This window comes from Klebsiella sp. w6, assembly GCF_033100215.1.
Classification (GTDB): domain Bacteria; phylum Pseudomonadota; class Gammaproteobacteria; order Enterobacterales; family Enterobacteriaceae; genus Klebsiella; species Klebsiella variicola.
On the sequence record NZ_CP136907.1, the window covers coordinates 3,553,471 to 3,576,524 of the forward strand.

General features: G+C 57.5%; 24 protein-coding genes. 12 read left to right on the top strand and 12 right to left on the bottom strand.

The window, feature by feature from the left end; all coding sequences use genetic code 11:
• The first annotated feature begins 1 nt into the window (after window position 1).
• Complete coding sequence (locus tag R0140_RS17640) at window positions 2–1,216, top strand: MFS transporter (RefSeq protein ID WP_110185295.1); 1,215 nt, start codon at window positions 2–4, stop codon at window positions 1,214–1,216.
• Between the two features lie 53 nt (window positions 1,217–1,269).
• Here R0140_RS17640 and murJ read toward each other — a convergent pair whose 3' ends face one another.
• The 4 genes from murJ to rimJ all read right to left on the bottom strand — a co-directional run bounded on the left by murJ (window position 1,270) and on the right by rimJ (window position 5,090).
• Window positions 1,270–2,805 (bottom strand): murein biosynthesis integral membrane protein MurJ, encoded by a 1,536-nt coding sequence (gene murJ / locus R0140_RS17645; protein ID WP_012968575.1) that lies wholly within the window; start codon window positions 2,803–2,805, stop codon window positions 1,270–1,272.
• 111 nt (window positions 2,806–2,916) lie between these two features.
• Window positions 2,917–3,828: a Gfo/Idh/MocA family protein gene (locus R0140_RS17650; RefSeq protein ID WP_155870612.1), complete on the bottom strand. Its 912-nt coding sequence runs from the start codon at window positions 3,826–3,828 to the stop codon at window positions 2,917–2,919.
• Window positions 3,829–3,842: 14 nt separating this feature from the next.
• Complete coding sequence (locus R0140_RS17655) at window positions 3,843–4,496, bottom strand: YceH family protein (protein WP_110185296.1); 654 nt, start codon at window positions 4,494–4,496, stop codon at window positions 3,843–3,845.
• A gap of 9 nt (window positions 4,497–4,505) precedes the next feature.
• Entirely contained in the window at window positions 4,506–5,090 is a 585-nt protein-coding gene (gene rimJ, locus R0140_RS17660) for a ribosomal protein S5-alanine N-acetyltransferase (RefSeq protein WP_008805973.1), read from the bottom strand.
• Window positions 5,091–5,318: 228 nt separating this feature from the next.
• Here rimJ and mdtH point away from each other — a divergent pair, with 228 nt between their 5' ends.
• The 7 genes from mdtH (at window position 5,319) to R0140_RS17695 (ending at window position 10,690) form a co-directional block, all read left to right on the top strand.
• Window positions 5,319–6,527: a multidrug efflux MFS transporter MdtH gene (gene mdtH / locus R0140_RS17665; protein ID WP_012542248.1), complete on the top strand. Its 1,209-nt coding sequence runs from the start codon at window positions 5,319–5,321 to the stop codon at window positions 6,525–6,527.
• A gap of 115 nt (window positions 6,528–6,642) precedes the next feature.
• Window positions 6,643–7,203: a lipoprotein gene (locus R0140_RS17670; RefSeq protein WP_012542249.1), complete on the top strand. Its 561-nt coding sequence runs from the start codon at window positions 6,643–6,645 to the stop codon at window positions 7,201–7,203.
• 125 nt (window positions 7,204–7,328) lie between these two features.
• On the top strand, window positions 7,329–8,375 hold the full coding sequence (pyrC, locus tag R0140_RS17675; protein WP_032753989.1) for a dihydroorotase: 1,047 nt from the start codon (window positions 7,329–7,331) through the stop codon (window positions 8,373–8,375).
• 73 nt (window positions 8,376–8,448) lie between these two features.
• Window positions 8,449–8,700 carry a DNA damage-inducible protein I gene (dinI, locus tag R0140_RS17680; protein WP_002898994.1) on the top strand — a complete coding sequence of 84 codons (252 nt, stop codon included), beginning with the start codon at window positions 8,449–8,451 and terminating at the stop codon, window positions 8,698–8,700.
• A gap of 304 nt (window positions 8,701–9,004) precedes the next feature.
• Window positions 9,005–9,259, top strand: coding sequence for a biofilm formation regulator BssS (bssS, locus tag R0140_RS17685; RefSeq protein ID WP_008805969.1), 255 nt, complete (start codon window positions 9,005–9,007; stop codon window positions 9,257–9,259).
• A 126-nt stretch (window positions 9,260–9,385) separates the two neighbouring features.
• Window positions 9,386–10,504, top strand: coding sequence for an N-methyl-L-tryptophan oxidase (gene solA / locus R0140_RS17690; protein ID WP_008805968.1), 1,119 nt, complete (start codon window positions 9,386–9,388; stop codon window positions 10,502–10,504).
• A gap of 72 nt (window positions 10,505–10,576) precedes the next feature.
• Window positions 10,577–10,690 carry a DUF2770 family protein gene (locus R0140_RS17695; protein ID WP_002898988.1) on the top strand — a complete coding sequence of 38 codons (114 nt, stop codon included), beginning with the start codon at window positions 10,577–10,579 and terminating at the stop codon, window positions 10,688–10,690.
• Here R0140_RS17695 and R0140_RS17700 read toward each other — a convergent pair.
• Entirely contained in the window at window positions 10,676–11,740 is a 1,065-nt protein-coding gene (locus R0140_RS17700) for an oxygen-dependent tRNA uridine(34) hydroxylase TrhO (protein WP_008805967.1), read from the bottom strand. The two genes, R0140_RS17695 and R0140_RS17700, sit on opposite strands and share 15 nt — an antisense overlap.
• 205 nt (window positions 11,741–11,945) lie before the next feature.
• Between R0140_RS17700 and R0140_RS17705 the strand changes: the two genes are divergently transcribed.
• The 3 genes from R0140_RS17705 (at window position 11,946) to R0140_RS17715 (ending at window position 14,753) form a co-directional block, all read left to right on the top strand.
• Complete coding sequence (locus R0140_RS17705; protein WP_022065198.1) at window positions 11,946–12,866, top strand: Kdo(2)-lipid IV(A) acyltransferase; 921 nt, start codon at window positions 11,946–11,948, stop codon at window positions 12,864–12,866.
• 170 nt (window positions 12,867–13,036) lie between these two features.
• Entirely contained in the window at window positions 13,037–14,275 is a 1,239-nt protein-coding gene (gene mdtG, locus R0140_RS17710) for a multidrug efflux MFS transporter MdtG (protein WP_032753987.1), read from the top strand.
• Window positions 14,276–14,366: 91 nt separating this feature from the next.
• Window positions 14,367–14,753 carry a MysB family protein gene (locus R0140_RS17715; RefSeq protein ID WP_012542251.1) on the top strand — a complete coding sequence of 129 codons (387 nt, stop codon included), beginning with the start codon at window positions 14,367–14,369 and terminating at the stop codon, window positions 14,751–14,753.
• Here R0140_RS17715 and R0140_RS17720 read toward each other — a convergent pair whose 3' ends face one another.
• The 3 genes from R0140_RS17720 to mdoG all read right to left on the bottom strand — a co-directional run bounded on the left by R0140_RS17720 (window position 14,754) and on the right by mdoG (window position 19,122).
• Window positions 14,754–14,981: a YceK/YidQ family lipoprotein gene (locus R0140_RS17720; RefSeq protein WP_008805964.1), complete on the bottom strand. Its 228-nt coding sequence runs from the start codon at window positions 14,979–14,981 to the stop codon at window positions 14,754–14,756.
• Between the two features lie 66 nt (window positions 14,982–15,047).
• On the bottom strand, window positions 15,048–17,576 hold the full coding sequence (gene mdoH, locus R0140_RS17725) for a glucans biosynthesis glucosyltransferase MdoH (protein ID WP_008805963.1): 2,529 nt from the start codon (window positions 17,574–17,576) through the stop codon (window positions 15,048–15,050).
• Window positions 17,569–19,122, bottom strand: coding sequence for a glucans biosynthesis protein MdoG (gene mdoG, locus R0140_RS17730; protein ID WP_012968580.1), 1,554 nt, complete (start codon window positions 19,120–19,122; stop codon window positions 17,569–17,571). The genes mdoH and mdoG overlap by 8 nt, the downstream gene beginning before the upstream one ends.
• A gap of 251 nt (window positions 19,123–19,373) precedes the next feature.
• On the opposite strand from mdoG, the gene mdoC reads away from it, so the two are divergent.
• Window positions 19,374–20,534 (top strand): glucans biosynthesis protein MdoC, encoded by a 1,161-nt coding sequence (mdoC, locus tag R0140_RS17735; protein ID WP_012968581.1) that lies wholly within the window; start codon window positions 19,374–19,376, stop codon window positions 20,532–20,534.
• 34 nt (window positions 20,535–20,568) lie between these two features.
• Here mdoC and R0140_RS17740 read toward each other — a convergent pair whose 3' ends face one another.
• The 4 genes from R0140_RS17740 to R0140_RS17755 form a co-directional block, all read right to left on the bottom strand.
• On the bottom strand, window positions 20,569–21,162 hold the full coding sequence (locus tag R0140_RS17740) for a TetR/AcrR family transcriptional regulator (protein ID WP_008805960.1): 594 nt from the start codon (window positions 21,160–21,162) through the stop codon (window positions 20,569–20,571).
• A 66-nt stretch (window positions 21,163–21,228) separates the two neighbouring features.
• Complete coding sequence (gene ymdB, locus R0140_RS17745; RefSeq protein ID WP_008805959.1) at window positions 21,229–21,756, bottom strand: O-acetyl-ADP-ribose deacetylase; 528 nt, start codon at window positions 21,754–21,756, stop codon at window positions 21,229–21,231.
• 152 nt (window positions 21,757–21,908) lie between these two features.
• Window positions 21,909–22,391: a DUF1097 domain-containing protein gene (locus R0140_RS17750; RefSeq protein WP_008805958.1), complete on the bottom strand. Its 483-nt coding sequence runs from the start codon at window positions 22,389–22,391 to the stop codon at window positions 21,909–21,911.
• Window positions 22,392–22,494: 103 nt separating this feature from the next.
• The gene (locus R0140_RS17755) at window positions 22,495–23,049 is read right to left on the bottom strand and encodes a TorD/DmsD family molecular chaperone (RefSeq protein ID WP_008805957.1); all 555 of its coding nucleotides are present in this window, start codon (window positions 23,047–23,049) and stop codon (window positions 22,495–22,497) included.
• Window positions 23,050–23,054 lie beyond the last annotated feature (5 nt).

A 23,054-nucleotide genomic window follows, 5' to 3' on the forward strand; every position in this document is an offset into this window, starting at 1 on the left:
CATGACACCGACTTCCCTTTCCACCCGCGACGCAGGCTGGATTATCTTCATTCTCGCACTCGGCGCCGGCTTTAGCGTCGCCTCTATCTATTATGCGCAGCCGCTACTGCCGCTGATGGGCGCCAATCTCCATCTGTCGGTAGAAGGGATGGGGCTGGTTCCTACCCTGACGCAGGCTGGCTACGCGCTCGGCATTCTCTTCCTGCTCCCGCTCGGCGACCGTCACGATCGCCGCCGGCTGATCCTGCTGAAGAGCGCAATGCTGGCGATCCTGCTGTTCCTGTGCAGCCTTACCGGCCAGCTCACCTCACTGCTGGTGGTCAGTCTGCTGATCGGTATGGCGGCCACCATGGCGCAGGATATCGTCCCGGCGGCGGCGATCCTCGCTCCGGCAGGCAAGCAGGGAAAAATGGTGGGCACGGTGATGACCGGGCTGCTGCTGGGGATCCTGCTTTCCAGGACGGTCAGCGGCGTAGTGGGCGCCGTATTCGGCTGGCGGGTGATGTATCAGGCGGCTGCAGTCAGCGTGGCGCTGATTGGCCTGGTGATGTGGCGGGTCCTGCCGCGCTTCGCCATTCACTCGACGCTGAGCTATCCGCAGCTGATGGCCTCAATGGCGCATCTGTGGCTGCGTTATCCGGCGTTACGCCGCGCTGCGCTGGCTCAAGGGGCGCTCTCTGTCGCCTTTAGCGCTTTCTGGTCGACGCTGGCGGTGATGCTCTCAGAACACTATCACATGGGGAGCGCAGTAGCGGGTGGCTTTGGTATCGCCGGTGCCGCCGGGGCGCTGGCGGCACCGCTGGCCGGCGGACTGGCCGATAAGTTTGGCACCGGTAAAGTGACTCAGATGGGCGCGGCGCTGGTCACCCTCTCCTTCGCCCTGATGTTTATGCTGCCGCTGCTCCCTCTGCATGGCCAACTGGCGCTGATTGCTCTCTCGGCTATTGGCTTCGATCTCGGCCTGCAGTCAAGCCTGGTGGCACATCAGAACCTGGTTTACAGCCTGGAGCCGCAGGCCCGTGGCCGCCTGAACGCTCTGCTGTTCACCGTGGTCTTTATCGGGATGTCGCTGGGGTCGGTGCTGGGCAGCAAGCTGTACGTGCTGGCCGGCTGGAACGGAGTGGTCACCCTCGCCGTCGTCAGCGGGGCAATTGCCCTGGCGATCCGCCTGCTGGAGAGTGCGCGCCTCATCGCAGCCGAACGCCGCACATCATAAAAAAAACCCGCTTCGCCTGAGCGAAGCGGGTTTCCTCTTTCCGTCGCAATGGCTTACGCTGTGCGACGGGCAAACTCTTTTACGCGGAAGCCCAACACCAGCAGCGTAGCGAAATAAGCCACTACTCCGGCGACCACCACCACCAGCAGGCGCATCAGGCGGAACGGCATCGTCCCCTGAGACCACTCCGGCATGAGATGCATGACGCCCAGCAGCGCCGCGGCCATCACCACCACCGCCGCGACCAGACGCAGCAGGAAAGTCAGCCAGCCGGGCTGTGGGGTGAAAATTTTCTGTTTACGCAGTTGCCAGTAGAGCAGCGCGGCGTTCAGGCAGGCCGCCAGCCCTATGGACAGTGACAGGCCCGCGTGCTTGAGCGGGCCGATAAACGCCAGGTTCATCACCTGGGTCATAATCAGGGTGACAATGGCAATCTTCACCGGCGTTTTGATGTCCTGACGGGAATAGAAGCCCGGCGCCAGCACTTTCACCACGATAAGCCCCATCAGCCCCACGGAATAGGCCACCAGCGCGCGCTGGGTCATCGCCGCGTCAAAGGCGCTGAATTTACCGTACTGGAACAGGGCCACGGTCAGCGGTTTAGCGAGGATCCCCAGCGCCACCGCGCTCGGCAGCGCCAGCAGGAAGCAGAGTCGCAGGCCCCAGTCCATCAGGCGGCAATACTCGTCATGGTTACCACTGGCGAAGCTTTTCGACAACGACGGCAGCAGGATGGTGCCAAGGGCCACGCCCAGGACACCTGACGGAAACTCCATCAGACGGTCGGCATAGTACATCCATGACACCGATCCCGACACGAGAAACGAGGCGAAGATGGTATTGATGATGAGGGAGATCTGGCTTACCGACACGCCAAGGATCGCCGGCCCCATCTGCTTCACTACCCGCATCGCGCCAGCATCTTTCAGATTAATTCTGGGCAGAACCAGCATGCCAATCTTCTTCAGGTGCGGCAACTGGTAGGCCAGCTGCAGCACGCCGCCGACCGTCACCGCCCAGGCCAGCGCCAGCACCGGCGGATGGAAGTACGGCGCGGCAAACAGCGCAAAGCTAATCATGCTGACGTTGAGGAACGTCGGGGCAAAGGCCGGCACCGAGAAACGGTTCCAGGTATTGAGGATCGCCCCCACCAGCGAGGCCAGGGAGATCAGCAAAATATAGGGGAAGGTAATGCGCAGCAATTGGGTGGTCAGCGCAAATTTATCGGCGGTATCAGCAAACCCGGGGGCGGTGATGGTGATCACCCACGGCGCCGCCAGCATCCCGATAACGGTGACGATCGCCAGGGCCAGGGTCAGTAATCCGGAGACATACGAGACAAACACCCGGGTGGCATCTTCGCCCTGCTTGCTTTTATATTCGGCAAGGATCGGCACAAACGCCTGCGAGAAGGCGCCTTCGGCAAAAATACGCCGCAGCAGATTAGGCAGTTTGAAGGCGACAAAAAAGGCATCGGTCGCCATCCCGGCACCAAAAATGCGCGCCACAATCGCATCGCGGGCAAAGCCCAGCACGCGCGAAAACATGGTCATCGAACTGACGGCCGCCAGTGATTTTAAAAGATTCATTACGCTGTTATTCCAAACCCTGGAGTAAAACGCCCGCAAATGCGGGCGCTGGAAAGTGGCGATAGTCTACCGGGTTCAATATGAATTACTACTGTCAGTTGTTACAACGGATTATTCGCTGATGGCGTCACGCCAGAGTTTGTCAACCACCCGCTGAGCCAGCAGCGCCTGTTCGCCAGCGGTTTCCGGAACCGTCTGATTTTGCACGCATTCGATGAAATGTCGCGCGCAGCCGACAAAACCGCGCTGCTCGAGGGTGGTTTGCCAGCCCGCCACCGGGCGCTGGACCACGCCAAGACCACACTCCTCCTGCCATTCGCGCATCTCACTCACCGCATATAACCCGCCATCGGTGACCGCCTGCACCCACTCACGCTGGCTTCCGGCACGGCGGTGCATGCTGGTGGTAACCTGCAGCCGGGGCGAACTGAACTGGTGTTCGGCATAGAGCATTTCACCCTGAGGAGTGATCTGCAACGTGCCGCCGCGCAGGCGCGCCTGACCATCAGCCAGCCACAACGCAGTATCCACCACGTGCAGATAGTCATCGAGAAGGGTAAAGCGCAGATCGTTGCCTACGCTGTCGCTACGATGCTTATCCATCCGCAGCGAGGCCGCCTCGCCCAGCCGCCCCTTCAGTTCACGATAGAGTGGCGCAAAGCGGCGATTGAAACCGACCATCAGCGTCAGATGACGCCGGGCAGCCAGCTCGACCAGCGCTTCCGCCTCGCTCAGCTTGTCCGCCAGCGGTTTATCCACACAAACATGAACCCCGGCATTCAACAAGTGATTCACGACTTCATAATGTGAAGCCGTCGACGTATGGACAAAGACCGCATCGCACTGCGCCGCCAGGGCATCCAGCGAATCAGCATACGGGATCCGCCAGGTTTCGCAGATGCGCAACGCCTTCTCTTTTCCCGGCGACCAGGCTGCCTGCAGCGTCCAGCTTTCCGCAGCGCCTAACACCGGCAGCCACGCTTTCTGCGCGATGCCCCCTAAGCCAACCACCCCAATGCGCAGTCTTGTCCCCACGTTTAGTCCCCCAGATGGTGTAACAGCGAGTCAAGGCGCGCTTTCAATTCCGCCACCTCGCCTTCCAGTGCTTCAACCCGGGCACGCAGATCGTCATCGTCTTCCAGCGGCGAGAGTGCTTCCACCGTGGTGATCAGCGTGTCCATGTCATCGCAAAACAGATGCATATAGCGGCTTTCCCGTTTCCCCGGTTCCCGTGGCAGGCGGGCAACAAAAGGACCATCCTCGCGCGTCGCTAACCCTTCCAGCACGCTTTCCACTTCCGCCATATCGCTGAACTCATGCATCCGCTGCGCGCGGCTACGGAGTTCACCCGACGTCTGGGCGCCGCGCAGCAGCAGCGTCGTCACCACCGCTACTTCGCCGGCGCTGAGTTTCAGATCGCCAAATTCAGAGTTGCAAAAGCGCTGCTCATACTTGGTCACTCGATTGCCGAATCCGCTGACCGTGCGTAAATAGTGGCGCTTCACCAGGGTATCCAGCAGCGTCTGGACCTCGCCTTCGCTCAGCGACATCACCGGTTCGCGGTTGGTTTTCTGATTGCAGGCGGTCACCACGGCGTTCACCGACAGCGGGTACTGCTCGGGCGTGGTAACCTGCTTTTCCAGCACACAGCCAATGACGCGCGCTTCGTGCGCGGTTAACTGATATTTCATCCTCTCTCCTTAGCGCCCTGCTGACCAGTCCGGCGTCGTTAGCGCCGTCAGTACATGGTCACGCCACTGCCCGTCAATCAGCAGATAATCTTTGGCGTAACCCTCTTTTTCGAACCCCAACCGCGCCAGCAGCGCGCCGCTGCGCTGATTATGCGGCATATAGTTGGCCATAATGCGATGGATATGCTGCGTGCGCTGCATATAGCGAATCGCGGCGGTCAACGCTTCAAACATCAGCCCCTGCCCTTGCCACTTCTCGCCAATGGAGTAGCCGAGATAACAGGCATGGAATGATCCGCGAACTACGTTGGAGAAATTCGCCACGCCAACGATCTCTTTTTCCTCCGCATCGAGCAGCGCGAAATAAAATGCAGACCCCTGCTTATGAAACTCGCCGATCATTGACAGACGCGCCTGCCACCCGGAGGGATAGCAGTGGCTGTCGTCACGTACCGGCTCCCAGGGTTTTAAGAACACTTTATTCTCGGCGTAATAATCGGCCAGACGCCAGGCGTCACGATCGTGGACCAGGCGCACCACCAGCCGGTCCGTCGTCAAACGCACCTTCGGCACGTTACTGCGATAGCCAAACATTTCCTTTTCAGTCCCCCTGACTTCAATCTTGCTCTCATCACTATACCTGTCCTGCACGATAGTGTGAAAACAGCAACATGCCATTTTCTGCGCCATCTCCTCTTTTCGATGAATAGGCTCAATCGAACTTGCTTTTTGATAAAAAAATATTGTCGCAAGGGTGCTGGGAAAAGCAGCAGATTGCCCGCAGAATATCCTCGCTTATCTCTATTTTTCCCTGGAGGGGAAATGTCCCGCGTCTCGCAGGCAAGGAGCCTGGGTAAATATTTCCTGTTAGTCGATAACATGCTGGTCGTGCTGGGCTTTTTTGTCGTTTTTCCGCTGATTTCCATCCGCTTTGTCGATCAGATGGGTTGGGCAGCGCTGATGGTCGGCATTGCGCTCGGCCTGCGCCAGCTGGTGCAGCAGGGATTAGGCATTTTTGGCGGCGCCATTGCCGACCGCTTCGGCGCGAAACCCATGATTGTCACCGGCATGCTGATGCGCGCCGGCGGCTTCGCGGCGATGGCCGTCGCCCATGAGCCCTGGGTGCTCTGGCTCTCCTGTATCTTGTCCGGGTTGGGCGGCACGTTGTTCGATCCGCCACGAGCCGCGCTGGTGGTCAAACTGGTGCGCCCGCATCAGCGCGGCCGCTTTTTCTCCCTCCTGATGATGCAAGACAGCGCCGGCGCGGTGATTGGCGCCCTGCTGGGCAGTTGGCTGCTACAGTATGACTTCCGTCTGGTGTGCAGCGCCGGCGCCGCGCTGTTTATCGCTTGCGCCGCGTTTAACGCCTGGTATCTGCCAGCATGGAAACTGTCCACGGTGAAAACGCCAGTCCGCGAGGGGCTGGGACGGGTGCTGCGGGATAAGCGCTTCGTCACCTATGTCCTGACGTTAACAGGCTATTACATGCTGGCGGTGCAGGTGATGCTGATGCTGCCGATCATGGTGAACGACATCGCCGGTTCGCCGGCCGCCGTGAAGTGGATGTACGCCATCGAAGCCACCATTTCACTGACCCTGCTCTATCCCATTGCCCGCTGGAGCGAGAAACGCTACCGCCTTGAGCACCGGCTGATGGCCGGTCTGCTGGTGATGACGCTGGCGATGCTGCCGATTGGCATGACCAGCAGTTTGCAGCAGTTATTTACCCTGATCTGCCTGTTTTACATCGGTTCGATCATCGCGGAACCCGCCAGGGAGACGCTGGGCGCCTCGCTGGCGGATGCCCGGGCGCGCGGCAGCTATATGGGGTTCAGCCGCCTGGGTCTCGCCTTCGGCGGCGCGCTGGGTTACGCGGGCGGCGGCTGGCTGTTTGATGCCGGCAAAGCCGTGGGCCAGCCCGAACTGCCGTGGCTGATGCTCGGCGCCATTGGGTTTATCACTTTCCTTGCCCTGTGGTGGCAATTCAGTCCAAAACGCTCCGCCTCCGGTATGCTGGAGCCGCGCACCTAAGAGCGTAGGTCCGCGGTTTCTCCTGCCTTTCAGCCTATTCTGCTGGCATGAAGAATGCTGACAGGTCATGATGCTTTGTGTCAGGATGAATGATGGTACGAGCTTGAGGAACCCCATGAAAAAAATATTGATCGCCGCGGCGCTGATTGTCAGCGGTCTGCTGAGCGGCTGTAACCAGTTGACCCAATACACGGTAAGCGAGCAGGAGATAAACCAGGCGCTGCAGAAGCGTAACCATTTCGCCAAAGATATCGGTCTGAAAGGCGTTGCCGATGCCCATATTGAGCTGCAGAACCTGACCAGCGCTATTGGCCGTGAAGAGCCGGGTAAAGTCACGCTGACCGGGGTCGCCAACGTCGATCTGAACTCCCTGTTCGGCACCCAGAAAGCGACGATCGATCTGAAGCTCAAAGCGCTGCCAACCTTTGACAGAGAGAAAGGCGCTATCTTCCTGCAGGAAATGGAGGTGGTCGATGCTAAAGTGGCGCCCGAGAAGCTGCAGTCGGTGATTCAGGCCCTGCTCCCCTATCTGAATCAGTCGCTGCGCAGCTACTTCAGCCAGCAACCGGCCTATGTCCTGCGTGAAGACGCCAGCACCGGCGAAGCGCTGGCGAAGAAATATGCCAAGGGCATAGAGGTGAAACCGGGCGAAATTGTCATCCCCTTTACCAATTAATCTCCAGGGCGCTACGGCGCCCTGAATTTTTTACGGAAATGAGTGCAAAGGAAAACGTTTACGCTTATCCTTAGTGCCCGGCAAAAAACAGCCCTGATGACTGAACCTATTAGCCGGAGCCTTCCATGACAGCACAACACCAGGTATTGAAAATCCGCCGCCCAGACGACTGGCATATCCATCTGCGTGATGACGATATGCTGAAAACCGTCGTGCCTTACACCAGTGAGTTTTATGGCCGGGCGATCGTGATGCCGAATCTGGTGCCGCCTGTCACCACCGTCGCGGCGGCTATCGCCTATCGCCAGCGCATTATGGACGCCGTCCCGGCCGGGCACGATTTTACCCCGTTGATGACCTGCTATCTGACAGATTCCCTCGACCCGGCGGAGCTGGAGCGCGGCTTTAACGAAGGTGTGTTCACCGCCGCCAAGCTCTACCCGGCCAACGCCACGACCAACTCCAGCCACGGTGTCACCAGCACCGACGCCATTATGCCGGTGCTGGAGCGGATGGAAAAACTGGGCATGCCGCTGCTGGTACATGGGGAAGTCACCCACGCCGAGATTGATATTTTCGATCGTGAAGCGCGCTTTATTGACACGGTGATGGAGCCCCTGCGCCAGCGCCTGCCCGGTCTGAAGGTGGTCTTTGAGCATATTACTACCAAAGATGCCGCCGAATATGTGCGTGACGGTAATGAACTGCTGGCGGCCACTATTACCCCGCAGCACCTGATGTTCAACCGCAACCATATGCTGGTCGGCGGTATTCGTCCTCACCTGTACTGCCTGCCGGTACTCAAACGCAATATTCATCAGCAGGCGCTGCGCGAACTGGTCGCCAGCGGCTTTAGCCGCGCCTTCCTTGGCACCGACTCCGCGCCGCACGCCCGCCATCGTAAGGAAGCCAGCTGCGGCTGCGCCGGCTGCTTCAACGCCCCGACCGCCCTCGGCAGCTACGCCACCGTGTTTGAAGAAATGAACGCTCTGCAGCACTTTGAAGCCTTCTGCTCGCTGAACGGCCCGCGCTTCTACGGTCTGCCGGTCAATGAAAGCTATGTTGAGCTGGTGCGTGAAGAGACCACGGTCGTTGACAGCATTGCGCTGCCCAATGATAGCCTGGTCCCGTTCCTGGCGGGTGAAACCGTTCGCTGGACGATGAAGCGATAAAAAACGTAGCCCCCTGTTGTCAACGCCCACCGGATACTGTATAAATAACCAGTATCAAACACAGGGGGCAATTATGCGCATCGAAGTGTCTATCGCCAAAACGACCGCCTTACCCAACGGCGCGCTGGAAGCGCTGAATAACGAACTCTCCCGGCGTATCGCCGAGCAATTCCCGGCCATCGACAGTCAGGTGAGCGTGCGCTACGCCACCGGCAACCAGCTCTCGGTGTTCGGCGCCCTGAAAGAAGACAAAGACCGGATAAGCGAAATCCTGCAGGAAACCTGGGAAAGCGCGGACGACTGGTTTGTCCACGATCTCTCCTGAAGCATGGCGGGATCCAGTTACTCTGGTTTGCTCCCTCATTGTGCTTTTCTTTGCCGGGTCGCCCCGGCTTTTTTCTCCCCGCCTCTTGTTCAGAATATTCCTGATTATTCTGCTTAATATCGGCTAAAATGGCCATTTCCCGCGCTTATCTTGCGTAAAAAAGCGGCGAAAACAAGAAAATCATGCTGCCTTTCATTTAATTTCTCGAGTTTATTCTTGATCCCTGATATAATTAACTTGCTTCAAAAAACATGCATTAAACCTCGAGAATTGTTGTCTTTTAACATATGAATAAGGGGTTATGATGGAAAAAAATAATGAAGTCATTCAGACCCATCCCCTCGTTGGATGGGACATCAGCACCGTTGATAGCTACGATGCGCTGATGTTGCGCCTGCACTACCAGAACCCCACTCAAGAAAACAGTCATGATGCTGAAATTGGCCAGACGCTATGGCTAACGACGGACGTCGCACGTCAATTTATTTCAATCCTGGAAGCAGGCATTGCGAAGATTGAATCTGGCGAATACCAGGAAAACGAGTACCGCCGACATTAACGCGATACGGGGAATGACTAAACAATAGTCTTAACAGGCACCTGCGGGTGCCTGAATTATTTTCGGGCTTGTATAAGCGCAGGGAGTTAATTACCCTGCTAATAAGGCAATTACCCGGAACTCACCATGCAATACGATCTTATCATTATCGGCAGCGGATCGGTCGGCGCTGCCGCTGGCTATTATGCGCGTCGTGCCGGACTCAATGTTCTGATGACCGATGCCCACCAACCTCCCCATCAGGAGGGCAGCCATCATGGCAGTAGCCGTCTTATCCGTCACGCTTATGGCGAAGGTGAAAAGTATGTTCCGCTGGTGCTGCGCGCCCAGCAGCTGTGGGATGAACTGGCTGAAATCAGCGGCGAAGCCGTTTTTGAACGCACCGGCGTCATTAACCTCGGCCCCGCCAGCTCTCCTTTCCTGGCCAACGTCGCCGCCAGCGCCAGGGCGTTCGATCTTGAGGTTGAAGAGTTAGATGCTCAGGCCGTCATGCAGCGCTGGCCGGAGATACGCCTTCCCGACGACTATCGGGCGATTTTCGAACCGGCTTCCGGCGTACTGCGTAGTGAGCTGGCTGTCGAGACCTGGATACGTCTGGCACGGGAAGCTGGCTGCGCGCAGCTATTCAACTGCCCGGTCTCAGCCATTCATCACCATGCAGACGGGGTCACCATTGATACCCTTGACGGTGAATATCACGGCAAGAAATTGCTGATCAGCGCCGGTACCTGGGTCACCCGCCTGCTTCCGGACCTCCCCATCCAGCCGGTACGTAAGGTTTTCGCCTGGTTCCAGGCCGATGGCCGTTACAGCAGCAAGAATCATTTCCCGGCGTTCACCGGCGAGCTACCCAACGGCGATCAATACTACGGTTTCCCGGCGGAAGATAACGAGCTGAAGATCGGCAAGCATAACGGCGGTCAGCCTGTCTCCACGCCGCAGGAGCGATCGGCGTTTGGCGCTGTCGCCAGCGATGGTTCCGAATCCTTTCCGTTTTTACGTAACGTCCTGCCCGGGATCGGCGGCTGTCTGCACGGCGCCTCCTGCACCTATGACAACACGGTCGATGAAGATTTTATTATTGATACGCTCCCTGGCAGACCAGACACGCTGCTGATCACCGGTCTGAGCGGCCATGGCTTTAAGTTTGCGCCGGTGCTGGGAGAAATTGCCAGTCAGTTTGCCCAGGGACAGACGTCGACCTTTAACCTGACGCCTTTCTCGCTGGCGCGCTTTAGCTCATAACGGAATGCGGCACGCTTGCCGCCGGAAAAAAAACGGCCTCTGTGTCGAGGCCGTTAGTCATTGAGAACGGTTATGCGTCGCCTGTTTAATATGCTGGTTAACAACGTGCGCGAGCACTTTATGATCTACCTTGCGCTGTGGTTGCTGCTGGCGATCATCGATCTCGTCTGGTTATGGTTTTTCTGACGACTCCGGCTCGGGGATCCCGAGTTTGGTGTTCAGTCGGCCACGCGATTTGTTAAAGATTTTATTGCCGTTTTCGCGTCCGGCGCGCAGTTTGCGCTGCTCCTCTTCCGGCAGCTTATGCTCTTCCATGCACGCTTCGCTACAGCAACCGGCAAACTTCTCAGCGCAGCTCGGGCACTGTATAAACAGCAGATGACAGCCATCATTCAGGCAATTGGTATGGGTATCGCACGGCGCGCCACACTGATGACAGTGCGCGATGACGTCATCGGAGATACGCTCGCCCATCCGCTCATCAAAGACAAAGTTTTTGCCAATAAAACGGACCGGCAGCCCCTGCTCACGTGCGCGGCGGGCGTACTCAATAATCCCGCCCTCGATATGCCAGACCTTATTGAAACCGTTATGCTTCATCCAGGCGCTGGCTTTTTCACAGCGAATACCGCCGGTGCAATACATAACAATTTTCTTGTCTTTGTGGTCCTGCATCATTTCCACGGCTTTCGGCAGCTGGTCGCGGAAGGTATCCGCCGGGATCTCCAGTGCGTTTTCGAAATGACCCACCTCATATTCATAGTGGTTACGCATATCGATAAATACCGCATCCGGATCGTCAAGCATGGCATTGACGTCCGCCGCCTTGAGATAATCCCCAACATTGGAGGCATCGAAAGAGGGATCGTCGATGCCATCGGCGACAATACGGTCACGCACTTTCAGGCGCAGCACCCAGAAAGATTTCCCATCGTCCTCGAGGGCGATATTGAAACGCAGCCCCGCCAGCGCCGGATCGAAGCCATAGAGAAACTCACGCAGGGCTTCAACGTTGCTTTCCGGCACGCTGATTTGCGCGTTGATCCCTTCCCGGGCCAGATAAATACGGCCAAAGACCTTCAGCTGGGTTAAGGCAACCCATAACGCATCGCGAGTGGCTTGTGGGTCGACAATGGTGAAATATTTATAGAATGAGATCGTCGTGCGCGGCTCGGTCTCAGCCAGCATTTGCGCCTTTAACGTCTCATTTGAAATGCGGTTGTGTAACACTGGCATGGTGTACCTGCTCGACATAGAAATGAGGAAATAAACGGCGGGCATGATATAGCAAAGCTAATTAATTTACATCCCTACATTTTACGCTACATTTCTCTCACCCGGTCGCGCCCCGCTTAACAAAACGAGCTGACTGTCGCCGCCTTTGGCTGGCCGGTAAAAAAATGCGATAATATAAGACGTTGCTCACTGATACGGGTATGAAATGACTCATTTGCCTAAATTTTCTCCGGCGCTGTTGCATCCGCGCTATTGGCTGCTGTGGCTGGGTATCGGCCTGCTGTGGCTGGTTGTCCAACTGCCCTATCCGCTGATTTACCGCCTGGGAAATGCCATCGGCCGGCTGGCCATGCGCTTTATGAAGCGTCGGGCGAAGATCGCCTATCGCAACCTTGAGCTCTGCTTCCCCGACAAAAGCGAGCAGGAACGTCACCGAATGGTGGTGATGAACTTTGAATCGGTGGGTATGGGACTGATGGAGACGGGGATGGCCTGGTTCTGGCCGGTTCGTCGTATCGCCCGCTGGACCGACACCATCGGCTTTGAGCATATCCGCGATGTGCAGGCGCAGCAGCGCGGCATTCTGCTAATCGGTATTCACTTCCTGACTCTCGAGATGGGCGCGCGGATGTTCGGCATGAACGAGCCGGGGATTGGCGTCTATCGCCCCAACGACAACCCGGTGATCGACTGGCTGCAGACCTGGGGTCGGCTACGATCCAATAAGGACATGATTGACCGTAAGGATCTGAAAGGGATGATCCGGGCGCTGAAAAAAGGCGACGTGGTCTGGTATGCCCCCGATCACGATTACGGTCCGACCGCCAGCGTCTTCGCCCCACTGTTCGCTGTCGACCAGGCGGCGACCACCTCCGGCACCTGGATGCTGGCGAAAATGTCCAAAGCCTGTATCGTCCCCTTCGTCCCGCGTCGCAAACCGGATGGTAAAGGTTATGAACTGATTATCCTGCCGCCAGAGTGTTCCCCGCCGCTGGACGACGCGGAAACCACGGCCGCCTGGATGAACAAGATTGTTGAGCAGTGCATCATGATGGCCCCGGAACAATATATGTGGCTCCACCGCCGCTTCAAAACCCGCCCCGAGGGCATGCCCTCCCGCTACTGATCCCTTTTCCCGGCCGCGCATGTGGCCGGGAATGCGCTTCTCGCTCATGCTTTAGGCTCTGCTTTAGCTTTAAAAGCTCTCCTCCATTGCGGCATTTATTTCCCAGGCGCATAATTAGCAGGCTCATATTTTCTCTTAATTTGACCTGCCGCGCAGGCCAGTGGAACCCTATGTCCTCTGCTGATACCCCTATTAACTGGAAACAAAATCTGACCGTGACCTGGCTCGGCTGCTTTTTAACGGGCGCCGCCTTCAGTCTGGTTATGCCCTTTCTGCCACTCTATGTCGAACAGCTCGGGGTCACCGGGCATAGCGCGCTGAACATGTGGTCCGGGCTGGTCTTTAGTATCACCTTCCTCTTCTCCGCCATTGCCTCACCGTTCTGGGGCGGTCTTGCTGACCGCAAAGGACGAAAAATTATGCTGCTGCGTTCCGCCCTCGGAATGTCCGTAGTGATGATGCTGATGGGGATGGCACAGAATATCTGGCAGTTTCTGCTGCTACGCGCACTGCTCGGCCTGCTGGGCGGCTTTATTCCCAACGCCAACGCCCTGATTGCCACCCAGATCCCGCGCCACAAAAGCGGCTGGGCGCTGGGCACGCTGTCAACCGGCGCGGTGAGCGGCGCCCTGCTCGGCCCGCTGGCGGGTGGCTTCCTGGCCGACCACTGGGGCCTGCGCACCGTCTTCTTTATGACCGCGGCGGTGCTGTTTATCTGCTTCCTGTTTACCCTGTTTTTAATCCGTGAAAATTTTGTGCCGATCGCCAAAAAAGAGATGCTCAGCGCCAGAGAGGTTTTCTCCTCGCTACAGAATCCCAAGCTGGTGCTCAGCCTGTTTGTGACCTCGCTGATCATCCAGGTGGCCACCGGCTCCATTGCGCCGATTCTGACGCTTTACGTGCGCGATCTCGCGGGCAACGTCAGTAACATCGCCTTTATTAGCGGGATGATCGCCTCGGTGCCGGGAATAGCCGCGCTGATGAGCGCCCCGCGGCTGGGCAGGCTCGGGGATCGTATCGGGCCGGAAAAGATCCTCATCGTCGCGCTAATTATCTCTGTGCTATTGCTGATCCCGATGTCGTTCGTTCAGACCCCACTGCAGCTGGGTATCCTGCGTTTCCTGCTCGGCGCGGCAGACGGGGCACTGCTGCCGGCAGTGCAAACCCTGCTGGTGTATAATTCCACCAGCCAGATCTCCGGGCGTATCTTTAGCTATAACCAGTCGTTCCGCGATATTGGCAACGTCACCGGCCCCCTGATAGGCGCCTCGGTGTCCGCCAACTACGGTTTCCGCGCGGTATTCCTGGTCACCGCGGGCGTGGTGCTCTTTAACACCATTTATTCTACCCTCAGCCTGCGCCGACCTGCCGCGGAAGCCTCGCAGCCTGACCGCCATTCAGTAAATTAATGTCCAGAGGGGCCCAGCCCCTTGACGCTTTGGCTACCGCCTTCTATAGATTGAATCGTGTTCAATTCATATTCTTCTCAGGAGATTCGCTATGCCAAAGGATTCGATGTTCTATGCCACGCTCGAAGAAGCTATTGATGCAGCACGCGAAGAATTTCTCGCCAATAATCCTGACAGCGATGAAGAGAGCGCTAACGTTGAGCAGCTTAATATTCAAAAGTATGTGCTGCAGGATGGCGATATCGCCTGGCAGGCCGAATTTTTTGCTGACGAAGACGAACAAGGCGAATGTTTACCGATGCTCAGCGGCGAAGCTGCGCAGAGCGTTTTCGACGGGGATTATGATGAGATAGAGCTGCGCCAGGAGTGGCTGGAGGAAAATACCCTCCATGAGTGGGATGAAGGCGAATTCCAGCTCGAGCCCTCGCTGGACACCGAAGAGGGACAGACGGCGGCCGACGAGTGGGACGAGCGCTAATCAGTTATAGGGCCCGTGGCTGGCATCCAGCGGCAGCAGCAGCGTATCGAACACCAGCGAGAACGGAAGGTCCAGAACGGTGAGATAGCGCCATGCCGAGTCGCGAACGTCCCACTGCACGCCCGGGTAATATTGATTGCCATGCCCCTGCCCGGGCACCGTCCGGCTGATAATGCTGCCGCAGCCGCTCAGCAGCAGCGCCATGGCAATGATCGATAATATTCGCATTCACAACCTCGTGTTTCAGATAAAAAAATACCGGCATCGCTGCCGGTATTTTCCTTTACGTACGGCTTATTTCGTTTTCAGCGCCAGCGGGTTAAGCGCTAACTGCTGATAGGCGTTGACCCACGATGAATATTTCTCCGGCGCGGCCCAGACGCGATAGTGCAGACGCGACATGGTCACCGGGTCGCTCAACAGCACCAGTCGACGATCGCGGTTCAGCTTATCCGGCGTTTCGTTCAGCGCTTGCTCAACGTGGCGCTCGCGAGCGATCTCAAGGATATGACCATGACGGTGGCGCGCGGTGGCCATCGCCGTGGCGAGGGCGTTAAACGAGGGATTGAATACCGCGTGCATAAAGCCATCGTCCAGTGAACGCTGACGGTTCAGCGTCAGGTACGCGTCGGTATCCTTGAGCACCTGCGGCGGCGAATACTCTTCCGGGATCAGGAACAGCTTCCAGCGCTTGGTGCGCAGGCCCACGGTCGCCCGGCTGGAGATCGCCGACACGAACGGCGACAGGATCAGCGAGACGACGATCGGCGCCAGCCAGAACAGGAAGCGCAGATCCAGCCATGCCATTCCGACTGCCCATACCAACCCCAGCAGCAGCTGCGAGCCGTGACGCATAAAGGCTTCTCCCCACGGCGTGGAGTCATCATCACGCTGCGGCGAATTCCACACCACTTCCCAGCCGAGGAAGGCGCTGACCACGAAGACAGTGTGGAACAGCATGCGAACCGGCGCCAGCAGGACCGAGAACAGGACCTCCAGCAGCAGAGAAAGCGTGACGCGGATAAATCCGCCATACTCTTTCGGCCCTTTACACCACACCAGAATAATACTCAGCAGCTTCGGCAGGAACAGCAGCACCATGGTCGAAGCGAACAGCGCGATGGCCAGCTCCGGACGCCACTGCGGCCACACCGGGAACAGCTGACGCGGCTGCAGGAAGTACTGCGGCTCGGTCAGGGCATGCACCACCTGCAACGCCGTCGACAGGGCAAGGAACATAAACCACAGCGGCGCCGACAGGTACGACATCACGCCGGTGAGGAACACCGCCCGGTGAACCGGGTGCATCCCTCTGACGAGGAACAGGCGGAAGTTCATCAGGTTGCCCTGACACCAGCGACGGTCGCGTTTCAGCTCGTCCAGCAGGTTCGGCGGCAGCTCCTCATAGGAGCCCGGCAGATCGTAGGCAATCCACACCCCCCAGCCGGCACGGCGCATTAGCGCGGCTTCGACGAAGTCGTGCGACAGAATCGACCCGGCAAAGTTACCCTCGCCCGGCAGCGGCGCCAGCGCGCAGTGCTCAATGAACGGCTTCACGCGGATAATGGCGTTGTGTCCCCAGTAGTGGGACTCCCCCAGCTGCCAGAAGTGCAGACCGGCCGTAAACAGCGGACCGTACACCCGGGTGGCAAACTGCTGGCAACGCGCATACAGCGTGTCCATGCCCGAGGCGCGCGGGGATGACTGGATGATCCCGGCGTTCGGGTTCGCTTCCATCAGGCGCACCAGGCTGCTCAGACACTCGCCGGTCATCACCGAGTCTGCGTCCAGCACCACCATATAGCTGTACTGGCTGCCCCAGCGGCGGCAGAAATCATCGATGTTGCCGCTCTTACGCTTCACGCGACGACGGCGACGACGATAGAAAATCTGCCCTTCGCCCTGCACTTCGGCAATCAGCTCCATCCACGCCTTTTGCTCAGCCACACAGATATCGGGGTTATAGCTGTCGCTGAGAATATAGACGTCGAAATGAGCGGCGTTACCGGTCGCTTTCACCGACTCCCAGGTCGCCCGCAACCCGGCGAAAACGCGGTCAACGTCTTCGTTACAGATCGGCATAATAAGCGCCGTACGGTGCGCCGGGTTCAACGGTTCGTCACCAACCGTCGAGGCGGAAATACTGTACTTGTCGCGGCCAATCAACAGCTGCAGAAAGCCCATTAACGCAGTCCAGAAGCCGGCGGAAACCCAGCAGAACAGCACCGCGAAGAGGATCAGAATGCCGCTCTGCAACACGTACGGCAGCAGCTGCATGAACGAGATCCACAGGTTCTGCCCCACCATGTCGGCCGGGTTGATCAGCGCCCAGCCCTGATAAGGCAGAATGGTTTTCATATACCAGGTGGCCACCACGGTCTGCGACAGCGTCAGCAGCAGCAGGATGTAGCGACGAATGGTGCCGACGGTACGCCATTTTTGCTCACTCTCGCGCTCTTCTTGCGTCAGGCGGGAGAGATAGCGCGGCGTGACATCGCGGCCGCGCAGACGATCCCAGAAGCGGCCGACCGGGTTAGTCCGCCACGGGTCCGGGATCATCGAGGAACGCCTGGCTTTCGGCATAGCATGCAGCTGGGTACGACCTTCGTCATCCTTCACCAGTTGATCGCCAGAAAGCGAATCCGGCCAGCTGTGCGCCAGACGCGCCTTCACCGACCCCAGCGGAGAGTCGTCTTCGCGAGCGAAGGTCTGATGTTCGTCATCCAGGGCCTGATGAACGGCCTGCAGGCTGGTGTCCGGCAGCGCCGATTTTTCGGCGTCCGACAGCGGCAATGCGTCAATGTACTTCGTTATCTTATTCATTGGCAGGCAGCTGATAGCTCCAGGTTTCGCTCAACGTGTCATCACCGTTAACCAGTGCGGCACGCATTTCCGTCGTTTTCTTCGGATCTTTGACCTTCAAACGCAGGATCATCCGCCAGCCTTTGGTCACTGGATTGTAACGCACGGTATTTTCAACGATTTCCGCGTTATCGCCGGTGCTCGCCTGAGCAGCGACCGGGGTATCCGCTGGCAGTTTCTTCATATCGGCGCCGGTGAAGTCGACAATGAAGGCAACCGTACCGTCCGGCTGACGGATCAGGTTCGACTGCTTCACGTCGCCGGTAGAGCGGCGGGTCTGCATAACGTAAGCGTTATCTGGCGCATGCAGCTTGTCTTCATCGCGGCTGAAGGTGATGGTGTATTTGAAGTTCATCTCCTTGCCCGGCTCCGGCAGCTGATCCGGCGTCCAGTAAGTCACGATGTTATCGTTCGTTTCATCGTTGGTCGGAATTTCAACCAGCTCGATTTTCCCTTTGCCCCAGTCCCCTTTCGGGGTGATCCAGGCGCTTGGACGCAGGTCATAACGATCGTCGAGATCCTCGAAGCGCGAGAACTGACGGCCGCGCTGCAGCAGGCCGAACCCTTGCGGGTTTTCCATCGCATAGCTGCTGACAGCCAGGTGTTTCGGATTGTTCAGCGGACGCCAGATCCACTCGCCGTTACCGGCCAGGATAGACAGACCATTGGAGTCGTGCAGCGCCGGACGATAGTTGAGCGTCGGAGAAGGCTGGTTGGAACCGAACAGGAACATGCTGGTCAGCGGCGCCACACCCAGTTTGCCGACTTTGTCACGCAGGTAAACTTTGGACTGGACGTCCACGACGGTGTCGCGTCCCGGCATGATGACAAAGCGATAGGCGCCGGTTGCCCGTGGGGAATCCAGCAGCGCATAGATAGTCAGACGCTTGTCAGTGGCTTTTGGACGTTCGATCCAGAACTCACGAAAACGCGGGAACTCTTCGCCGGACGGCAGCGCGGTATCGATAGCCAGACCACGCGCGGACAGACCGTAAACCTGACCCTGACCCAGCACGCGGAAGTAGCTGGCACCGAGCATGCTGACGATTTCATCGTTCTTATCTTTGCTGTTGATCGGATACAGTACTTTGAAGCCGGCGAAACCGAGGTCTTTCACCGTGTCTTTATCGTGCTGGACGTTACCAAAGTTGAAATAGTCCGGACTATATTTAATTTTGCGCACGCTGGTCGCCGTCACTTCATTGATGGTGACCGGCGTGTCGAAGTACATCCCCTGATGGTAAAATTCAAGCTTGAATGGGGTTTTCTGGTTATTCCAGTAAGCTTTATCGTGATTAAACTGAATTTGCTGGTAGTCCGCGTATTTCATGTCGCGGAAAGCGGAGGGCAGGTTACTCTTCGGCGCTTCATAGCCTTTCCCGGCTAACGTTTTGGCCTCTTTTGCAACGTCATCAATGCTAAACGCCCATGCAGATGAAGTACACAGGGACAACATTACGGCTGCGCTTAACCAACGCATTTTCATCATCTGTGGTTTATGTTTCATATAAGTAAGCACTTCCCCCTTTGTGTGCTTAAATCGATCCGATCTATTTTAATGGAAACTCAGGCAATCCGACAACATAATCCCTGCTTTGTTCAGCCTGGCGGCACAGGGAATAAACAGTTCGCTGTCCCGTTTGCACTTTGAGTGCTTATCCTGGAGACAGATACCCCGAGTTCATGTAGGGTTGCTGATAATGTAAGCGTTATCACCTTGAGTGATAAGACGAATTATCTGAGATTGTCGTGAATCGTATGAATAATACTCCGGTACAGCGTGAATATTTCTTCGACAGCATCCGCGCCTGGTTGATGCTGCTGGGGATCCCTTTCCACATTTCGCTGATTTATTCCAGCCACAGCTGGCATGTCAACAGCGCCGAACCCTCGTGGTGGTTGACGCTGTTTAATGACTTCATCCATGCCTTTCGCATGCAGGTCTTTTTCGTCATCTCCGGCTATTTCTCCTACATGCTGTTCCTGCGCTACCCGCTGAAAAAATGGTGGAAAGTGCGCGTTGAACGGGTCGGTATTCCGATGCTGACCGCCATCCCACTGCTGACGCTGCCGCAATTTATTATGCTGCAATACGTCAACGGCAAGGCGGAAAACTGGCATACCCTTTCGATGTACGACAAATTTAATACCCTGGCCTGGGAGCTCATTTCCCACCTGTGGTTTTTACTGGTTCTGGTGGTGCTGACCTCGCTGGGGGTGGTGCTGTTTAAATGGCTGACGCGCCGTCCGGCTGGCCACGGCCTCGCCTTCAGTGACACTGTCACCATGGGCCAGCTGACGATGATTTTCCTCGCGCTGGGGGTCTTTTATGCGCTGATCCGCCGGTCCTTGTTCCTGCTCTATCCGCCCCTGCTGAGCAATGGTCTGTTTAACTTTGTGGTGATGCAGACGCTGTTCTATCTGCCCTTCTTTGTGCTGGGCGCGCAGACCTTTATTAACCCACGCTTAAAGACCATGTTCACCACTCCATCGCCGTGGTGCTGCGCCGCAGCGCTGCTCGGGTTTATCGCCTATCGACTGAATCAGCAGTATGGGTCCGGCGACGGCTGGATGTATGAAACCGAATCGGTGATTACTATGGTGTTGGGGCTGTGGATGGTCAATGTGGTCTTTTCGCTCGGCCATCGACTGCTGAACTTCCAGTCAGCGCGCGTGACCTATTTCGTCAATGCCTCGCTGTTTATTTACCTGGTGCACCACCCGCTGACGCTACTGTACGGGGCGTGGATCACCCCGGCCATCAAGTCCAATACCTTAGGCTTTATTGTCGGGCTGGTTTTTGTGGTGGGTATCGCGCTGATCCTGTATGAAATTCATCTGCGCATTCCGCTGCTGCGTTTCCTGTTCTCCGGTAAACCGATGAACAAACCGGCCAAAACCCCGGCTTCGGCCAGCTAATTTGCCGCGGGTGCGGCACGCCAGGCGTGTCGCATTACGCCTGCTCGTCAAAAAGCCGGTCGAAAATCATATTATACAGAGCTTCTAAATCTGCCTTATCGACCGGGGTCGAGGCGCAGAGCTCACAGCGATAGGCGGCCCCCTCGGTCAGAACGGCGATGAGCTCTGATGCGGCATTGCGTCGCGCATCGCTGAGCCCGGGATGGTAGCGCTGCGACAGACGCCCTCCTTCCTCTTTCAAACGCCGATCGGCCTGCACCAGGATCTCGCGCAAGCGTGGGTTACGCGAGGCTTCGGCGTTGATCTCCATCAGCAGATAATTGTCGCTTTTGGTGGCTGCCGACGTCGGGATCCTGCCGGCCAGCACCGCCGCTTTGCGCGCCAGATTGTGGTTCTCATCGATCATCTCCCCGACCCTGGCGTGGACGATTTCGCTGACAATCGCTTCGATGATCGCCTCTTTGCTGGCAAAAATACGATACAGCTGACCAACGCTCAGGCCCGCCTCGCGGGCAATATCGGCAACGGAAGCGCCATGCAGCCCCTTTTCAGCAAAACACCTTTGCGCAGCGGCAACGATCTCTGCGCGGCGCGCCTGCTGCTTCTGCTGTACTTTTCCTTCTGACACCCTGCTCCCTCCTGCTATCCATCTTTCCCGTCAATACCGGCGGTTATCATAGCCTATTCTGCTGGATCAGGGGTATGACGCCAGCAGGCGGCGATAGATAGCCGCCGTTTCCTCATCAAAACAGACGAACAGGACGCGCTCAAGGGGGTTATAGCGAGTGAGAAACGCGGTGACGGTGCGCACGGCGATCTCCGCCGCTTCCTCTTTTGGATAGCCATACACGCCGGTGCTGATCGCCGGAAACGCAATGGAGCGATAGTTGTTTGCCGCGGCCAGCTGCAGACTGTTTTTGTAAGCATCCGCCAGGGTTTGCGCTTCCATGCGGTCGCCGCCGTGCCAGACCGGGCCCACGGTGTGGATCACCGCGCTGGCGGGAAGATCGCCCGCAATAGTGATCACTGCGTGACCGGGAGGACATTCGCCCTGCTGCTGCAATACCTGTTTGCAAGCCGCCAGCAGCGCCGGGCCGGCCGCCCGGTGGATCGCGCCATCTACCCCGCCGCCGCCCAGCAGCGAGGGGTTTGCCGCATTAACAATCACATCGACTTCAAGCGTCGTAATATCGCCGAGAATTACCTCAGGTTGAACAGCCATTTCTCCTCCTGTCGGCATAGCGCGTGGATACGGCTTTCTGCCGATACTAGGGCATTCCCGCCCCCGGGAGCAAGATTATCCCTCAGCCCTGGCGACGGGAAGCTAAAAAAAACAGGACCCTAAGGGTCCTGTTGAGTCTGCTGTTTCGCCAGTCAGGCGTTGTCATTAGCGAACGATTTATGTTTGCCCGCGCGGGCCGCCAGCCACAGGCCACTATTCTTCATGGCATAGCCAAAAACCAGACCCAACGCCAGGGAGGGCACCACCAGGCGCCAGTCGCCGTCTGCCGCAAAAGTCGCGCAGGCGCCGATAAAGGTGCCCGGTACAAACGACAGCAATGTCTGTCGCGCCTGAATGCACATCAGGAAGGCGACGATACCGGTCATCATATAGCTGAGGATCTGCAGCTGCGGGGCCAGTGCGCTACCGTGGATAATCACTAATGCCCAGACCACGCCGCTCATTACCGTGCACGAGGAGATGGCCAGACCTTTCAGACCGCCCTGCGGGCAGGCGAAATAGGCCGTACAGCCGAGGAAACCGGCCCAGCTCAGCAGGCCGAGAGCGACCGCCACCCATCCCCAAATTCCGGAGAGAATGCCCGTCGTTAATGCGATTGCGAAGAGTATGTTCATGGCGCGTATCCTAGCAGATACGCGCCGGAAGAATGAGATCTAAAACACAGTATATGAATGAGCCTAATTTCAGTTGCATTCAAATAGTGATTCACATCACATATTATTGCTCATCTTCTTCCTGAAGCTCGTCCCACATCGCGGCGATGGCGTCGCGGGTCAATGGCGCCATGGTGCGCCAGAACGGCGTGTGCGCATGGGCTTCGACTTTGCCCAGCATCGTCCCGCACCATGGCAGGATATAGTCAGCAAAGAGGAGCTCCAGCGTCTCGCTCTGGTCTTCTGTGGCATGATCCTCAAGCCAGGAGGCGGCCAGCAGCAGCGATCCGAGATGATCCGCCGGACCTTCCCCTGTCGGGATACCGTGTTCGCTCATAAAAGCCCGTACTTCTGCTTCCGAGGAACCCTCCACCCACGCGCTACGGTACGGCGGCACGCTGCAGGCTTCACCGACGAACAGCGCATTATAGTCCGTCGCCAGGGACTGCATCTCACAGCTTTTCTGCAGACGCGCCAGCAGTTCATCCTGCTCAAGCGGCCAGCTGGCAGCCAGTTTGCCCTCACGGATCAGGGTAAACAGCGGCACCAGCAGCGGGTCCTGCGGTTGACGGTAATACAGCGAACCCAGCACGCGGCAGAGGATTGAAAACTCGTTCATTCAGT

What these genes read in the sequence shown, in the direction of transcription:
- R0140_RS17640 (WP_110185295.1), top strand. Translation starts at nt 2, where the DNA reads ATGACACCGACTTCCCTTTCCACCCGCGACGCAGGCTGGATTATCTTC.
- murJ (WP_012968575.1), bottom strand. Translation starts at nt 2,805, where the DNA reads ATGAATCTTTTAAAATCACTGGCGGCCGTCAGTTCGATGACCATGTTT.
- R0140_RS17655 (WP_110185296.1), bottom strand. Translation starts at nt 4,496, where the DNA reads ATGAAATATCAGTTAACCGCGCACGAAGCGCGCGTCATTGGCTGTGTG.
- rimJ (WP_008805973.1), bottom strand. Translation starts at nt 5,090, where the DNA reads ATGTTTGGCTATCGCAGTAACGTGCCGAAGGTGCGTTTGACGACGGAC.
- mdtH (WP_012542248.1), top strand. Translation starts at nt 5,319, where the DNA reads ATGTCCCGCGTCTCGCAGGCAAGGAGCCTGGGTAAATATTTCCTGTTA.
- R0140_RS17670 (WP_012542249.1), top strand. Translation starts at nt 6,643, where the DNA reads ATGAAAAAAATATTGATCGCCGCGGCGCTGATTGTCAGCGGTCTGCTG.
- pyrC (WP_032753989.1), top strand. Translation starts at nt 7,329, where the DNA reads ATGACAGCACAACACCAGGTATTGAAAATCCGCCGCCCAGACGACTGG.
- dinI (WP_002898994.1), top strand. Translation starts at nt 8,449, where the DNA reads ATGCGCATCGAAGTGTCTATCGCCAAAACGACCGCCTTACCCAACGGC.
- bssS (WP_008805969.1), top strand. Translation starts at nt 9,005, where the DNA reads ATGGAAAAAAATAATGAAGTCATTCAGACCCATCCCCTCGTTGGATGG.
- solA (WP_008805968.1), top strand. Translation starts at nt 9,386, where the DNA reads ATGCAATACGATCTTATCATTATCGGCAGCGGATCGGTCGGCGCTGCC.
- R0140_RS17695 (WP_002898988.1), top strand. Translation starts at nt 10,577, where the DNA reads ATGCGTCGCCTGTTTAATATGCTGGTTAACAACGTGCGCGAGCACTTT.
- R0140_RS17700 (WP_008805967.1), bottom strand. Translation starts at nt 11,740, where the DNA reads ATGCCAGTGTTACACAACCGCATTTCAAATGAGACGTTAAAGGCGCAA.
- R0140_RS17705 (WP_022065198.1), top strand. Translation starts at nt 11,946, where the DNA reads ATGACTCATTTGCCTAAATTTTCTCCGGCGCTGTTGCATCCGCGCTAT.
- mdtG (WP_032753987.1), top strand. Translation starts at nt 13,037, where the DNA reads ATGTCCTCTGCTGATACCCCTATTAACTGGAAACAAAATCTGACCGTG.
- R0140_RS17715 (WP_012542251.1), top strand. Translation starts at nt 14,367, where the DNA reads ATGCCAAAGGATTCGATGTTCTATGCCACGCTCGAAGAAGCTATTGAT.
- R0140_RS17720 (WP_008805964.1), bottom strand. Translation starts at nt 14,981, where the DNA reads ATGCGAATATTATCGATCATTGCCATGGCGCTGCTGCTGAGCGGCTGC.
- mdoH (WP_008805963.1), bottom strand. Translation starts at nt 17,576, where the DNA reads ATGAATAAGATAACGAAGTACATTGACGCATTGCCGCTGTCGGACGCC.
- mdoG (WP_012968580.1), bottom strand. Translation starts at nt 19,122, where the DNA reads ATGAAACATAAACCACAGATGATGAAAATGCGTTGGTTAAGCGCAGCC.
- mdoC (WP_012968581.1), top strand. Translation starts at nt 19,374, where the DNA reads ATGAATAATACTCCGGTACAGCGTGAATATTTCTTCGACAGCATCCGC.
- ymdB (WP_008805959.1), bottom strand. Translation starts at nt 21,756, where the DNA reads ATGGCTGTTCAACCTGAGGTAATTCTCGGCGATATTACGACGCTTGAA.
- R0140_RS17750 (WP_008805958.1), bottom strand. Translation starts at nt 22,391, where the DNA reads ATGAACATACTCTTCGCAATCGCATTAACGACGGGCATTCTCTCCGGA.
- R0140_RS17755 (WP_008805957.1), bottom strand. Translation starts at nt 23,049, where the DNA reads ATGAACGAGTTTTCAATCCTCTGCCGCGTGCTGGGTTCGCTGTATTAC.